Annotated in this window: 14 protein-coding genes; 4 read left to right on the top strand and 10 right to left on the bottom strand. The window is 72.9% G+C overall.

The features are described from left to right. Together LZG04_RS13150 and LZG04_RS13145 are read right to left on the bottom strand one after the other, a co-directional pair. On the bottom strand, positions 1-549 hold the full coding sequence (locus tag LZG04_RS13150; protein ID WP_233816560.1) for a tripartite tricarboxylate transporter TctB family protein: 549 nt from the start codon (positions 547-549) through the stop codon (positions 1-3). Next, positions 546-1,526, bottom strand: coding sequence for a tripartite tricarboxylate transporter substrate binding protein (locus LZG04_RS13145; RefSeq protein ID WP_233816558.1), 981 nt, complete (start codon positions 1,524-1,526; stop codon positions 546-548). Before LZG04_RS13145 ends, LZG04_RS13150 begins: the two co-directional genes overlap by 4 nt. Positions 1,527-1,639: 113 nt before the next feature. Here LZG04_RS13145 and LZG04_RS13140 point away from each other — a divergent pair, with 113 nt between their 5' ends. After that, positions 1,640-3,187, top strand: a complete 1,548-nt coding sequence (locus LZG04_RS13140; RefSeq protein WP_233816556.1) for a sensor histidine kinase — start codon at positions 1,640-1,642, stop codon at positions 3,185-3,187. Continuing rightward, complete coding sequence (locus LZG04_RS13135) at positions 3,184-3,846, top strand: response regulator (RefSeq protein ID WP_233816554.1); 663 nt, start codon at positions 3,184-3,186, stop codon at positions 3,844-3,846. Before LZG04_RS13140 ends, LZG04_RS13135 begins: the two co-directional genes overlap by 4 nt. On the opposite strand, the gene LZG04_RS13130 is transcribed toward LZG04_RS13135, so the two are convergent. From LZG04_RS13130 to LZG04_RS13095, 8 genes are all read right to left on the bottom strand, one after another. Further along, positions 3,828-4,484, bottom strand: coding sequence for a class I SAM-dependent methyltransferase (locus LZG04_RS13130; RefSeq protein ID WP_374202814.1), 657 nt, complete (start codon positions 4,482-4,484; stop codon positions 3,828-3,830). The two genes, LZG04_RS13135 and LZG04_RS13130, sit on opposite strands and share 19 nt — an antisense overlap. Before the next feature lie 11 nt (positions 4,485-4,495). Continuing rightward, positions 4,496-4,924 (bottom strand): alternative ribosome rescue aminoacyl-tRNA hydrolase ArfB, encoded by a 429-nt coding sequence (gene arfB / locus LZG04_RS13125; protein ID WP_233816552.1) that lies wholly within the window; start codon positions 4,922-4,924, stop codon positions 4,496-4,498. 9 nt (positions 4,925-4,933) lie between these two features. Further along, on the bottom strand, positions 4,934-5,749 hold the full coding sequence (locus LZG04_RS13120) for a hypothetical protein (protein ID WP_233816550.1): 816 nt from the start codon (positions 5,747-5,749) through the stop codon (positions 4,934-4,936). Beyond that, complete coding sequence (locus tag LZG04_RS13115; RefSeq protein ID WP_233816548.1) at positions 5,746-6,237, bottom strand: SigE family RNA polymerase sigma factor; 492 nt, start codon at positions 6,235-6,237, stop codon at positions 5,746-5,748. Before LZG04_RS13115 ends, LZG04_RS13120 begins: the two co-directional genes overlap by 4 nt. Before the next feature lie 57 nt (positions 6,238-6,294). Then, the gene (purM, locus tag LZG04_RS13110; RefSeq protein ID WP_267936185.1) at positions 6,295-7,383 is read right to left on the bottom strand and encodes a phosphoribosylformylglycinamidine cyclo-ligase; all 1,089 of its coding nucleotides are present in this window, start codon (positions 7,381-7,383) and stop codon (positions 6,295-6,297) included. A 52-nt stretch (positions 7,384-7,435) separates the two neighbouring features. Then, positions 7,436-8,968, bottom strand: a complete 1,533-nt coding sequence (gene purF, locus LZG04_RS13105; protein WP_233816546.1) for an amidophosphoribosyltransferase — start codon at positions 8,966-8,968, stop codon at positions 7,436-7,438. Positions 8,969-9,085: 117 nt separating this feature from the next. After that, a complete protein-coding gene (locus LZG04_RS13100; RefSeq protein WP_233816544.1) occupies positions 9,086-9,817 on the bottom strand; it encodes a maleylpyruvate isomerase N-terminal domain-containing protein in 732 nt (243 codons plus the stop codon). A gap of 144 nt (positions 9,818-9,961) precedes the next feature. Further along, on the bottom strand, positions 9,962-10,885 hold the full coding sequence (locus LZG04_RS13095) for a hypothetical protein (RefSeq protein WP_233816542.1): 924 nt from the start codon (positions 10,883-10,885) through the stop codon (positions 9,962-9,964). Positions 10,886-11,054: 169 nt separating this feature from the next. Between LZG04_RS13095 and LZG04_RS13090 the strand changes: the two genes are divergently transcribed. Together LZG04_RS13090 and LZG04_RS13085 are read left to right on the top strand one after the other, a co-directional pair. Further along, positions 11,055-11,360, top strand: a complete 306-nt coding sequence (locus tag LZG04_RS13090; RefSeq protein WP_233816540.1) for a hypothetical protein — start codon at positions 11,055-11,057, stop codon at positions 11,358-11,360. Then, positions 11,357-13,351: an alpha/beta hydrolase gene (locus LZG04_RS13085; RefSeq protein ID WP_233816537.1), complete on the top strand. Its 1,995-nt coding sequence runs from the start codon at positions 11,357-11,359 to the stop codon at positions 13,349-13,351. The genes LZG04_RS13090 and LZG04_RS13085 overlap by 4 nt, the downstream gene beginning before the upstream one ends.

The raw sequence follows: 13,351 nt of genomic DNA, 5'->3' as shown, positions 1-13,351 counted from the left end.
TCAGAACGTCCCCACCAGCGGACCGCCGGGCAGTGGCACGCCCAGCAGGTTGTTGAACAGCACGAACGTCACCACCGACAGCCCGGCGGCGAGCAGCGGGTCGCGCACGGGGTTCCGGCTGCCCAGCGCGTAGGCCGCGCCCCAGAACAGCACCGCGCCCGAGATCGGGAAGCCGACCACCCCGATCAGCGCCGCGTTGGCCAGGAACGCCCCGCACAGCAGCAGCACGGTCCGCCAGTCCGCCGGCGCGGCCAGGTCGACGTCCTCGCCGCCCTCCGCCTCACCGCGACCGCCGCGCAGCACGTCGCGCGCCAGCAGCGCGGCGACCACGATCAACCCGACGCCGACCACCACCGGCACCGCCCTCGGCCCCACCGGGCCGCGCTGCGCGAAGTCGGTGTGGATCCGGATCGCGTCGACCAGGACCAGCACGCCCAACCCGACCAGCACCGCGGACACGCCCAGCTCGGAGCGCTCGCGCAGCCACGCCCGGCTCAGGGGTTTGTCCACCGCGTTCACCGCCTTGTGCACGCCCAACCCTCCACTCATGCCAACCCCAGGTCCTTGAGCACGGTCGCCACCCGCTCGTTCTCCTCGCGCAGGAACGCGCCGAACTCGTCGCCCGGCGCGAACGCGTCCGTCCAGCCGTTGCGCGCCACCGCCTCCCGCCACTGCGGCGTGCCGTGCAGGTCGGTGAACAGGACCACCAGCCGGGCCCGGTCGGCGTCGGAGATGCCCGGCGGCGCGACCACGCCGCGCCAGTTGTTGAACTCGACGTCCACACCGGACTCGCGCAGCGTCGGCGCGTCCACACCGGACAGCCGCGACCCGCTCGTCACGGCCAGCACCCGGATCTGCCCGGCCTCGATCTGGTCGCGGTACTCGCCCACGCCCGACACGCCGAACGCGACCTTGCCGCCCAGCACCGACGCCAGCAGCTCGCCGCCGCCGTCGAACGGGATGTAGTTGACCCGCCGCGGGTCCAGGCCGACCGCCTTGGCGATCAGCATCGGGGCCAGGTGGTCCGGCCCGCCGGGCGAGGAGCCGCCGCCGACCGTGACCGCGCCCGGGTCCGCCTTCCACGCCGCGACCAGCTCGTCCAGCGTCCGGTACGGCGAGTCCTTGCCGACCACGACGATGTCCGGCTCCTCGATCAGCTTCGCGATCGGGGTGGTGTCCAGCAGCGACGACGGGGCCTTGTTGGTGTAGACGCTGCCGACCACGCCCAGGCCCATCGACATCACGAGCTTGCCGTTGCCGCGCTCGCTGACCGTGCGGCCGAGGCCGACCGTGCCGCCCGCGCCGGGCAGGTTGAACACCTCGGTGTTGCGGATCAGCTCCGCGTCCTCCATCGCCTTCGCGGCGGTGCGCGCCGTGACGTCGTAGCCGCCGCCCGGCGCGTTCGGCACCAGCACGCGCAGGCTGCGCAGCGACGCCGTGGTGTCCGCGCCGGACGTCAGCAGCGGCGGCACGAGGACGACGACCGCCAACGCGCCGACGACCGCGAGCCAGTTCCTGATCCGCACTGTGATCCCCGCCTCTCTTCCGCGTGGTTGGACATGTTCCACTCGTGTAAACAGAGAAGTCCCGCTTGCGCGCCTAAGGGTTCTTTTGTTCTTTGTGGTCACGGGAGGTGCTGATGGGTGGTCGGGGATCGCTGGCCCGTCAGCTGCTCGTGTGGCAACTGGTCGTGGTCGCGGCGCTGCTGTGCGCGGTGGGCGTGCTGTCCGTCGTCCAGGCGGGCAACAACTTCCGCACGACCGAGGGACGCCGGATGCTGTCCGTGGCCGAGGACGTGGCCGCGACCGCGGGCGTGCGGGTGTCGTTGGCCGACCCGCTGCGGCACTACGCGCTGGCCCCGTTCGCGGAGAGCGCCCGCAGCCTGTCCGGCGCCAGCTACGTGATCATCACCGACCCGGCCCGCAGGGCGCTGACCTCGCCTGATCCCAGCCAGCTCGGTGAGCCGCTCGACCTCGGCGGCAGCACCGCGTTGCAGGGCCGGTCGTGGGTGGGCGAGCTGGGCGGCGCGACCGTGGCGCACGTGCCGGTGATCGGCGACGACGGCGCGGTGATCGGACTGGTGGCGGCCGGGCGGCAGGCGCCGGGCTTCTGGGACGGTGTGCTGGACTCACCGGACAACGCGCTGCGGCTGCTCGGCGTGGCGCTGGTCATCGGCGTCACCGGGTCGCTGCTGCTCGCCCGGCGGGTGAAGAACCAGACGCTGGGCCTGGAGCCGCACGAGATCACCGCGCTGGTCGAGTACCGGGAGGCACTGCTGCACGGCATCAAGGAGGGCGTCGTCGCCCTCGACCCGCAGCACCGGATCACCCTGGTCAACGACCACGCGCGCGACCTGCTGGCGCTGCCGCCGGACGCGGTGGGCCGGTCGGTGGCCGAGCTGGACCTCGACCAACGGCTGCGCGACGTGCTGACCGGCCGGGCCACCGGCGTGGACCAGCTCGCGCTCACCGGCGGCCGCGTGCTCACCCTGAACTACATGCCGCTGGACGTGCACGGCGCCGTGGTCACGCTGCGCGACCGGACCGAGCTGACCGCGTTGCGCGACGAGCTGGACGCGAACCGGCGCGCCACCGACACCCTGCGCGCCCAGGCGCACGAGTTCAGCAACCGCCTGCACACCATCGCGGGCCTGGTCGAGCTCGGCGAGTACGACGAGGTGCGCGGGTTCATCAGCCGCATCACCACCGCGCAGGGCGCGTGGCGGGCCGAGGTCGGCTCGAAGGTCGCCGACCCGGCCGTGGCGGCGCTGCTGATCGCCAAGTCGAGCCTCGCCGCCGAACGCGGCATCGGGCTGCGGATGGCGCCCGACAGCTCGCTCGGCGCGGTGGACGAGGCGTTGTCGACCGACCTGGTCACGGTGATCGGGAACCTGGTCGACAACGCGCTGGACGCGTTGTCGGAGCGGGGCTGGATCGAGGTGTCGGTGCGGCAGGCGCCCGACGAGGTGGTCGTGGTGGTGCGGGACTCCGGGCCCGGTGTGGCGGCGGGGCTGGCCGAGGAGGTGTTCCGGCACGGGTTCACCACCAAGGCCGCCGAACAGGGTCAGCGCGGGCTCGGCCTGGCGCTGACCCGGCAGGCGTGCCTGCGGCGCGGCGGGTCCGTGCGGGTGCGCAACGAGGACGGCGCGGTGTTCACCGCCCGGCTGCCCGTGGAGGTGCCGGTGTGATCAGGGTCCTGGTGGTGGACGACGACTTCATGGTCGCCAAGGTCCACAGCGGGTACGTGGCGCGCACGCCCGGGTTCGAGGTCGTCGGCGTGGCGCACAACGGCGCGGACGCGGTGCGGCTGGTGCGCGAGCTGCGGCCGGACCTGGTGCTGCTGGACGTGTACCTGCCCGACGTGGACGGCCTGGCCGTGCTGCGGGAGCTGCGCGGGTTGGCCGACGACGTGGACGTCATCGTGATCACGGCGGCGACGGACGTGGAGACCGTGCGCAGCGCCATGCGCGGCGGTGTGCTGCACTACCTGATCAAGCCGTTCGAGTACGCGGCGCTGCGCGACCAGCTCGCCCACTTCGCCGCGCTGGACCGGCGCCTGGACCAGCTCGCGTCGGCCGGCCAGGCGGACGTCGACCAGGTCTTCGGCGCACGGCCGCGCAGCGCGCCCGTGCTGCCGAAAGGGCTGACCGCGCAGACCGCCGCGCTGGTGGAACGCGTGCTGCGGGAACGCCCGGTGACCGCCAGCGAGTGCGCGGACGCCACCGAGCTGGCCCGCGTGTCCGCGCGCCGGTACCTGGAGCACTTCGTGAGCACCGGGAAGGCCGAGGTGCGGCTGAAGTACGGCGGCACCGGGCGGCCCGAACGCCTCTACGTCTGGCTGGGCTGACCGCTCTTGCGCACGAGCAGGTAGCCCTGCGGCGTCTTCTCCCACCTCGGGTCGGCCGACTCCCGCTCCACCCGGGTGTGCGGCTCGAAGCCCGCGTCGACGAGCTGCCCGAGCAGCTTGTCCGGGTCGAGCCGGTAGGCGTCCGCCACGATGTCGTGCCCGTAGGCGTGCTCGATCCGGCGGACCTCGTCGCCGACCTGGAACGCCAGGAGCAGCAGTCCGCCGGGTGCGAGGACGCGGTGGAACTCGCCGAACACCGTCGGGTGCTCCTCCCACGGCACGTGGATCAGCGAGTACCAGGCGAGCGCGCCGCCGAGCGAGGCGTCCGGCAGGTCCAGGTCGAGCATCGAGCCGACCTCGAAGCCGATCTCCGGGTGATCGCGGCGGGCGACGGCGACCATCTCGGGCGACAGGTCGACGCCGAACACGTCCACGCCGAGCCCGCGCAGGTGGCCGGCGATCCGGCCGGGCCCGCAGCCGACGTCCGCGACCCGGCCGTCGACCAGCTCGGCGAACAGGCCGAGCACCGCCCGGTCCGCCGGAGTCTCGGCCAGGTGGTCGCGCAGGGCGTCGGCGTAGTCGTGGGCGACGGTGTCGTAAGCGGTGCGGGTCATGGTCAGGAATTCCGGCTCGGTCACGCCACGCGACCCTAGTCCCAGCCGCCGCCGCGCCGACCCTGCTTCGTCTGGGCGCGGCGCTTCTTCTCCGCGATGCGGCGCTCCTTGGAGCCCTTGGTCGGCTTGGTCGGGCGGCGCACCGGCGGCGGCGCGGCGGCCGCGTCACGCAGGAGGGCGGCCAACCGCTCCCGGGCCGCCTGGCGGTTCTGCAACTGGGCCCGGTGCTCGCTCGCGGTCACCGTGAGCACGCCGTCCACCAGGCGCTTCTCCAGCCGGCCGACCATCCGGGCACGCAGCCACCCCGGCACGGACGGCGAGGCAGCCAGGTCGAAGCTGAGCTCCACCCGGCTGTCCGCCGTGTTCACGCCCTGGCCGCCGGGGCCGGAGGACCGGGAGAACCGCTCGCTCAACTCGGCCGCCGGGATCACCAGCGTCCGCGTCACGGTCAGGTCCTCGGCCACGCACCCAGGTTAGAAGACCAGGCCGGGCACCGTCACGATCTTTGCCAGCTGCTCCCAGTCCAGCGGCGGCACCGGCCCGTTGGGGTTGACGTTGTCGTTGGTGTTGGACGCCTGCGCGGTGAACACCGCGCCGTCGGGCGTGGCAGTGCTGACCGTGACCTCGGTGATGCCGCCGGACTCGCGCGTGGACACCGTCACCGCCCGGCCGGCGTACTGCCGCACCTGGCACCTGGTGTCGCCCGGGTCGCACCGGGTGGTCTCGCGGAAGGTGTGCAGGTGCAGGGACACCGACCCGCGACCGGCGGGCGTGGTGACGTCGGTGGTCGACGCGTACCCGGTCGTGTCGACCGCGTAGAACGTCCACGGGTCCATGAGGGTCGGGTCGATCGCCGACCGCGGGACCGCCGCACCCCTCGCGTCGGCCGGGATCGCCCCGGACGCGGCGAGCACCGCGGTCAGCTCGGCCGCGCGCTGCGCCGCCACCGGCTTGGGCGGCGGCGGGATGGGCACCGTGACGACCGTCGAGCCGGAGTTGCCGCTGGACCTGGTCTCGGGCACGGACGTGCCGGTGTCCACCGGCGGTGCGGTGGTCGAGGACCCCTCGACCGCCAGCGGCACTCGCGGCCCTCCGCTGCCACCTCCGGCTCCCGACCAGAGCAACGCCGGCACGGCGACGGCCGCGACGGTGGCGAGCACCGCCGCACCGGTGTAGCCGCGGCGGCGGACCGCCTTGCGCCGGCCTTCGCGGACGATCGCCGCCTTGTCGATGCCCAGCGGGGGCTCGTCCTCGAACGCGGTCGCCAGGCTCTGCTTGATGTCGGTCATCGCTGCTCCTCGAAGACGTGGCGACCGAGAAGTGCGCGCAGCGCGGCAAGGCCCTTCGCCGCCTGGCTCTTGACGGTGCCTTCGGTCCGACCGAGCAGTCGGGCGGTTTCGGTGACGCTCAGGTCCTCCCAGTAGCGGAGCACCACGACGGTGCGCTGCCCCGACGGCAGCATCGCCAGCGCCCGGCGCACGTCCAGGTCGGCGGGCACGGCACCGGGGACCGGGCTGTCCGGCACCGAGTCGACCACGGTCTCCCGACGCCGGAACCCGCGCCGGCCCTCGTCGATGGCCGCGCGCACCAGCACCTTGCGGGCGTAGGCGTCCACGCTGTGGCGCCGCACCCTCGGCCAGGCCACGTACAGCTTGGTCAACGCCGTCTGGACCAGGTCCTCGGCGCGGTGCCAGTCACCGCACAGCAGGTACGCCGTCCTGCGCATCACCAACGCGCGGGCGTCGACGAACTCACCGAACTCGCGATCGCGTTCCACTCACCCTCCTCGGTCGCCGCTTAGTACGGATCGGCGACCGCCGGAGGTTGCCGGTGACTAGAAGCGCGGGTGCTCGCCCACCAGGGCCGCGCCCGGCTCCTCGGAGCGGACCACTTCGCCCAGCACCCACGCGGGCACGTGGCGGGCCGTGAGCACGGCCAGGGCGCGGTCGACGTCCTCGGGGGCGACCACGGCCACCATGCCGACGCCCATGTTGAACGTCTTCTCCATCTCCTCGCGCTCGACCCGGCCGCGCTGGGCGATCAGGGCGAACACGGGCGCGGGCGTCCAGGTGCCGCGGTTGAGGTCGGCGCGCAGGCCCTCGGGCAGCACGCGGGCCAGGTTCGCGGCCAGGCCACCACCCGTGACGTGCGCGAACGTGCGCACCTCGGTCTCGGCGGCCAGCGCCAGGCAGTCCTTGGCGTAGATGCGGGTCGGCTCCAGCATCTCCTCGCCGAGCGTGCGGCCGAACTCCTCGACGTGGCCCTCCAGCGGCATCCGCGCGATGTCCAGCAGCACGTGCCGCGCCAACGAGTACCCGTTCGAGTGCAGGCCGGACGAGCCCATGGCGATCACCACGTCACCGGCGCGCACCCGGTCAGGGCCGAGCATCGCGGACGCCTCGACCACGCCGACACCCGTGCCGGAGATGTCGTAGTCGTTCTCGCCCATCAGGCCGGGGTGCTCGGCGGTCTCGCCGCCCAGCAGCGCGCAGCCCGCCAGCACGCAGCCCTCGGAGATGCCCTTGACCAGCGCCGCGACCTTGTCCGGCACGACCCGGCCGATCGCGATGTAGTCCTGCAGGAACAGCGGCTCCGCGCCGCACACCACCAGGTCGTCCACGACCATCGCGACCAGGTCGATGCCGACCGTGTCGTGCTTGTCCAACGCCTGCGCGACCGCGATCTTGGTGCCGACGCCGTCGGTCGAGGACGCGAGCACCGGCTCCTTCCAGCGGTCCAGCCTGAGCTGGAACAGCCCCGCGAAGCCGCCGATGCCGCCGAGCACCTCGGGACGCTGCGCCTTCGCCGCCCACGGCTTGAGCTTCTCCACCGCCTCGTCGCCGGCGTCGATGCTTACTCCAGCTGCGGCGTAGGTCGCCTTGGCGCTGTCGGTCACGTCTCTGTGCTCCACGATTCCGGGCATCCACATTTCAGGGCATCTGTCCATCCGGGCGCGCGCCCGGCTCCGCCGACGCTCAGGGGCGTTGCAGGGCGTCCTCGGCACCGTACCCGTTCGTCAGGACGGGGGTGGCCGAGCCCGAGACACCCCGGATGCCCTCGAGCAGGTGCTTGCCGATCAGCGCGTCGTCGGGCAGCGGGATCGGGTACTCGCCGTCGAAGCACGCGCAGCACAGCCGCGTCTTCGGCTGCTCGCTGGCCGCGATCAGCTCCTCCAGCGACACGTAGCCCAGCGAGTCCGCGCCCACCGAGCGGCGGATGCCGTCGGTGTCCAGGCCGTTGGCGATCAGCTCGGCCCGGGAGGCGAAGTCGATGCCGTAGAAGCACGGCCACTTGACCGGCGGCGACGCGATCCGCACGTGCACCTCGATCGCGCCCGCCTCGCGCAGCATCCGCACCAGGGCGCGCTGCGTGTTGCCGCGCACGATCGAGTCGTCCACGACGACCAGGCGCTTGCCCCGGATCACGTCGCGCAGCGGGTTCAGCTTGAGCCGGATGCCCAACTGGCGGATGGTCTGCGACGGCTGGATGAACGTGCGGCCCACGTAGGCGTTCTTGACCAGGCCCGAGCCGTACGGGATGCCGCTGGCCTGCGCGTACCCGATCGCGGCTGGCGTGCCCGACTCGGGCACCGGGATGACCAGGTCGGCCTCGACCGGGTGCTCCGCGGCCAGCCGGCGGCCGATCTCGACGCGGGTGGCGTGCACCGAGCGCCCGGCGATCGTGGTGTCCGGGCGGGCCAGGTAGACGTACTCGAAGATGCAGCCCTTGGGCTCGGGGTTGGCGAACCGGCTCGACCGCAGGCCGTTCTCGTCGATCGCGATCAGCTCGCCCGGCTCGACCTCGCGGACGAACGACGCGCCGACGATGTCCAGCGCCGCCGTCTCGCTCGCCACGACCCAGCCGCGCTCCAGCCGGCCCAGCACCAGCGGCCGCACGCCCTGCGGGTCACGTGCCGCGTAGAGGGTGGACTCGTCGGAGAACGTGAGGCAGAACGCGCCGCGCAGCGTGGGCAGCAGCTGCATGGCCGCCTGCTCGATGCCGATGTCGGCGGCCTGGGCGGCGAGCAGGCCGCACACCAGGTCGGAGTCGGTGGTCGCGCCGTGGCTGGTGTCCACGCCGACCTCGCGGGCGCGGGCCATCAGCTCGGCGGTGTTGACCAGGTTGCCGTTGTGGCCGAGCGACAGCCCGGAGCCGGTGGCCGTGGTGCGGAACGTCGGCTGCGCGTTCTCCCACGTGGTGGAGCCGGTGGTGGAGTAGCGGCAGTGGCCGACGGCGACGTGGCCGCGCAGCGACTGGAGCACCTGCTCGTCGAACACCTGGCTGACCAGGCCGAGGTCCTTGAAGACCACCACCTGGCTGCCGTCGCCGACCGAGATGCCGGCGGCTTCCTGGCCGCGGTGCTGCAAGGCGTACAAGCCGTAGTAGGTGAGCTTGGCGACCTCTTCGCCGGGTGCCCACACGCCGAACACACCGCATTCTTCGCGGGGTTCGCGTTCTTCCTGGGTTTCGGGGTCAATGCGGCCGGTTGCTGAATGGTCGGTGACCACCGGGTTGCTCCCTAGCGACGAGGGTCGGGGCTGCACCATCGAGTGTAAGGCTGATGGGGGCGGTACCACCCCCCTCAGACCCCCTCCGACGTGACCAAACGCACCCTCACCCGGCCGTCAGTCCAGCTTGAGGGCGTACCAGACCTGCTCGTCGCCGGTGTGCCGCAGCGGCAGCCTGCCCCACAGGCCGTAGTGCACGAGCTGCGCCTCGCCGCTGATCCGGAGGTCGGTTTCCTCGCCCGGCCAGGCCGCCCGCACCTCGGGCACGACGCCCGGCGCGAACGTCACCACCCAGGCCTCCGGCACGTCCGTGAGCTGCACGAGCGCGGTGCCCTTGGCGGTCGGCGGCACGTCGGCGGCGTACTTGGCGGCCAGCAGGGTGGTGAGCGCCTCGTCGATGCCGTCGACGGCGAAGTCCGCGTCGCCCACGACGAGCTCCCGCAGCGCCGCCTGGGCGTCCCACCGGCGCAGGTCCAGCTCGTGCGCGATGCGCCGGTGCCAGACCCACGCCAGGTCCGGCGCGGAGGGCGAGAACGTCCAGGCCGTGCGGTTGCCGGGGGTGGACGGCAGCAGCTCGGCGGCTTTGGCGAGCTGCTCGTCCAGGTACGCCAGCGGCACCACGCCGGCCGGCGGGCTCGGCAGGCGCAGCTGGACCGTGCTGCCGGTGCGCAGGTACTCCAGCGACGTCTCCAGGAACCTGCCGACGTGCAGCGTCAGGTCGGTGAACGTCCAGCCGGGGCAGCTGGGCACCTTGGCGTCGGGGTCGGCCTTCCCGACCGCCGCCCGGAACATCCCCGCCTGCGCGGTGAAGACCTCGGTCCACCGCTGGGTGGTCCAACCTCCAGGCACGTCCAGCCTCCCGCTTGAGTCGATCGGTGCGCGGCCATCGTGCCGCACGGGGATCCGCCCCGGCGGCGCGACGACCGACCTTCTCCCCTACCGACGCGGGGGCACCGCCGTCGGTGCCCTCCGATCACGTCCCGGTCGCACCTCTCACCACAACCGGTTGCGCACCTCGTCCCGGGCCGCCGCGTCGAGCCGCGCGGCGGCCTCGTCCCACCACCGGGCCAGGTCGCCGACCTGGAACTCCCACTCCTGTTCGGGTTCGGCGGCAGCGGGGTCGACGGTGCCGGTCTCGTCGGTGCTCTGGGCGAACACCGACGCGAGGTCCACGCCCGAGAAGTCGGCGGAGAAGTCGGCGGTGGGGTGCTCGTCGGCGGTGCGGACCAGGGCGTGACGACCGGTGGACGGCCAGTCGACGCAGGAGGAGTCGTCGGTGGTGAAGTCGGCCGAGGTGAAGTCGAAGGTGGAGAAGGTGGTCAGGGGTTCGGTGACGAACAAGTGGGTCAGGGCGGGTTCGGGGAGGGCGGGGTCGTCGAGGTGGCCGGTGAAGCCCGTGTCGGGCTGCGCGGACCACGGCTCGACCCACGTCTCCCCCCACGTCTCGGGCGAGGTCTCCGGCCACCCCACGGCCTCCACCGGCGAGAGGACGTGCGCCGCGGCAGCCGACCCGACACCCCAGTCGGAACCGGGCTCCGGGTTCGGCAACGCGTACGCGTTCATCGGCACGAGGTGGTCGGTCCACTCGTCGTCGTCGTGCTGGGCGACATTCGGGGATTGGGCCGTTCGGGGTGGTGGGTGCAGCGCGCTCCAGACCGGTGTGCGCGCCGGCACGTCGTGGCCGAGGGTCGGTGCGGGCGAGTGCGCCGCGACCTCCGTGCGCACGACCGGGTCGAGGCGGTGGACGAGGGCGGTTTTCCAGCGCTGCCAGCGGATTTGCCGGGCCGAGAGCATGCGGTGACGCGGTCCGGAGCGGGGTCGGGTCAGCAAGGCCACGAGCAGTGCCCGGACTCTCCCGACGAGTTCGCGGGCGACGTGGAAGGCCACGGTTCTGGGCGCGGGGAGCAAAAGTGTCATGTGTCAATGGTCGAACTGGCGTTCGACGTCGGCAAGATCACCTTCGAGTGATCACCAATGGGCGGTTTGTCGGCCCTCCTTGGCCCCCGGGGCGAGGGAACCGAAGATGATGAACGCGCGTCGCATTGCCGGTGGTTGGCGGCACGAAGGGTGGGCGATCGTGTTCGGGGTGCGACCAGAGACGTTGCGAGAGGCGTCCAAGCAGTTCCACGAAGGTGCGGACGCGACCGGCGACGGCGCGGAGATGATCTCCATGCTCCGGCTGGACGCCGACGCGCTGGGGCAGGTGCCCGCGGCGGCGGAGTTCGTCGACGCGCTGGCCAAGTGGTCCGGTGAGCAGTCCGACGACCTGCGCCGGGGCAGCGCCTGGTACCGCGACGCCGGTGACGGCCTCAACGAGAACGCCGACGCCTACCAGCGCTCGGACGACGACTCGAACTCCTCGTTCCGCGGCATCGAAGGGGGCCTGGCGTGAGCTTCACCGACCCCGAGGTCCTGTACGGGCAGCTGGCCGCCGGTGACGCGGGCCGCGTCGCGGCCGCCGCCGACCCGATCACGGGCGCGATGAGCGCGGTCGGCCGCGCGGGCCAGGCCGTCACCGCCGGCGGCAGCACGGCCACCGCCGACTGGCGTGGGGACGCCGCGACCAAGTTCGGCGCGCGCGCCGAGCTGTCCGCCAAGTCCGCCACCGTGGCCGGCGAACGGCTCGGCGCGGGCGCGGACATCGTCCGAGCCGCCTCCCGCGCTTACACGCAGATGCGCGGCAGCGCCGACCAGCTGATCGACTTCTGGCGCGGCCGCTCGCCCGCGCTGGACGAGGCCCAGACCCGCGAGCTGGCCGGCCGCGTCAACGAGCAGCTGAACAACGTCAAGGCCGGCTACGAACGCGTCCTGCGCTCGTACGCCGACGCCCTCACCAAGGTCCGCCCCGGCTTCGAGGAGACGGCGGGCAAGGACGCGGGCTGGGCCACCGCCGTCACGGCCCTGCGCACCACCGCCACCGTGCCGGGACCGGGCACCGACCCCAGGCAGGTCGCCGCCTGGTGGAAGTCGCTGACCAAGGAGCAGCAGGACGAGCTGCTGCGCACCAGGTTCCAGGAACTGGGCCAGTTGCGCGGCCTGCCGTCGGAAGTCCTCGACCAGGCCAACCGGATGCGCATCCAGGACGACGCCCAGCGCTTCGGCGCGCAGCGCGACCAGCTCGACGCGGAGATGGCCGCGCGGGCACGCGAGCTGGGCCTGGACCCGGGCAAGTCCGAAGACCTGACCAAGCTGATGAACGACGAGCGGTACGCGTCGCTCAGCGAGCAGCGCCAGGAAGCCGCCACCAAGGCCGAGAACGCCGAGAAGGTCCAGCGGAGCATCGAACGGGCCGAGACCCTCGCCAAGGACAACGGGTGGCTCAACGCCCAGGGCCGGCCGGACGTGCGCATCCTGGCCTGGGACCCCTACGGCCCGCGCGGCGACGGCGGCACCGCCATCGCCTACGGCAACCCCGACACGGCCAAGAACCTCGCGGTCAGCGTGCCCGGCACGGGTTCGACGCTGGACGGCTTCTCCGTGGACCAGGCGGGCAACCTGCGCCAGGCCATGGGCGCGGAGGGCAACGCCACCATCCAGTGGCTGGGCTACGACGCGCCCGGCTGGGCCCCCGGCGAGGTCGACAACCCCGCGCAGGCCCGCGAGGGCGGCGCGAACCTCGTCGCCGACGTCAACGGCTACCGCGCCGCCGCCGAAGCCGCCGGCAACAACCCGCACGTGACCGTGATCGGCCACTCCTACGGCTCCACCACGGTCGGCTACGCGGGCATGAACGGTTTGGCGGCGGACGACATCGCGTTCGTCGGCTCGCCGGGCGTCGGCGCGTCGAACGTCAACCAGCTCTCCGCCGGCCCCGGCCACGTCTACGTCGGCGCGACCGAGCACGACCCGGTCGTGCAGGGCACGAGCCAGACCTGGTTCACCGAGGACGGCTCCTCGGTCGGCCCGTACGACGACCGGTTCGGCGCGCGGACGTTCGGCACCACCGACGGCACTTCCGCGCTCGGCGCGCACTCGCAGTACTACGCCCCCGGTTCGGAGTCGGTGCAGAACCTGGCCCGGATCGCGACCGGCAACGGCGACTCGGTCACCTCGCAGGACTGGGACGAGAACCCGCTCGGCCCGTCGCTGCCGGGCTCCCACATCCCCGGCGTCGGGCCGGTGGTGGACTTCGTCGGCGGCACCGCCGTCGGCGCGGCGGACCTGGTGGCCGACGCCGGGACCGGGCTGTGGAACGCCGGTCGCGAGGCGGTGAACGGCAACTGGTCCGAGGCGGGCACCGGCTTGCTCAACACGGGCAAGGAGGTCGTCAACGACGCCGTGGACGTGGTGGTCGGCGGGGTCGGCGACGTGGTCGAGCTCGGCCGTGACGCGGTCGAGGGCGTCGGGAAGGCCTGGGACAAGACCGTCGGGTCCTGGTTCTAG

Source organism: Saccharothrix sp. S26, assembly GCF_021390395.1.
Classification (GTDB): domain Bacteria; phylum Actinomycetota; class Actinomycetes; order Mycobacteriales; family Pseudonocardiaceae; genus Actinosynnema.
This window is presented reverse-complemented; position numbering and strand designations above follow the sequence as displayed.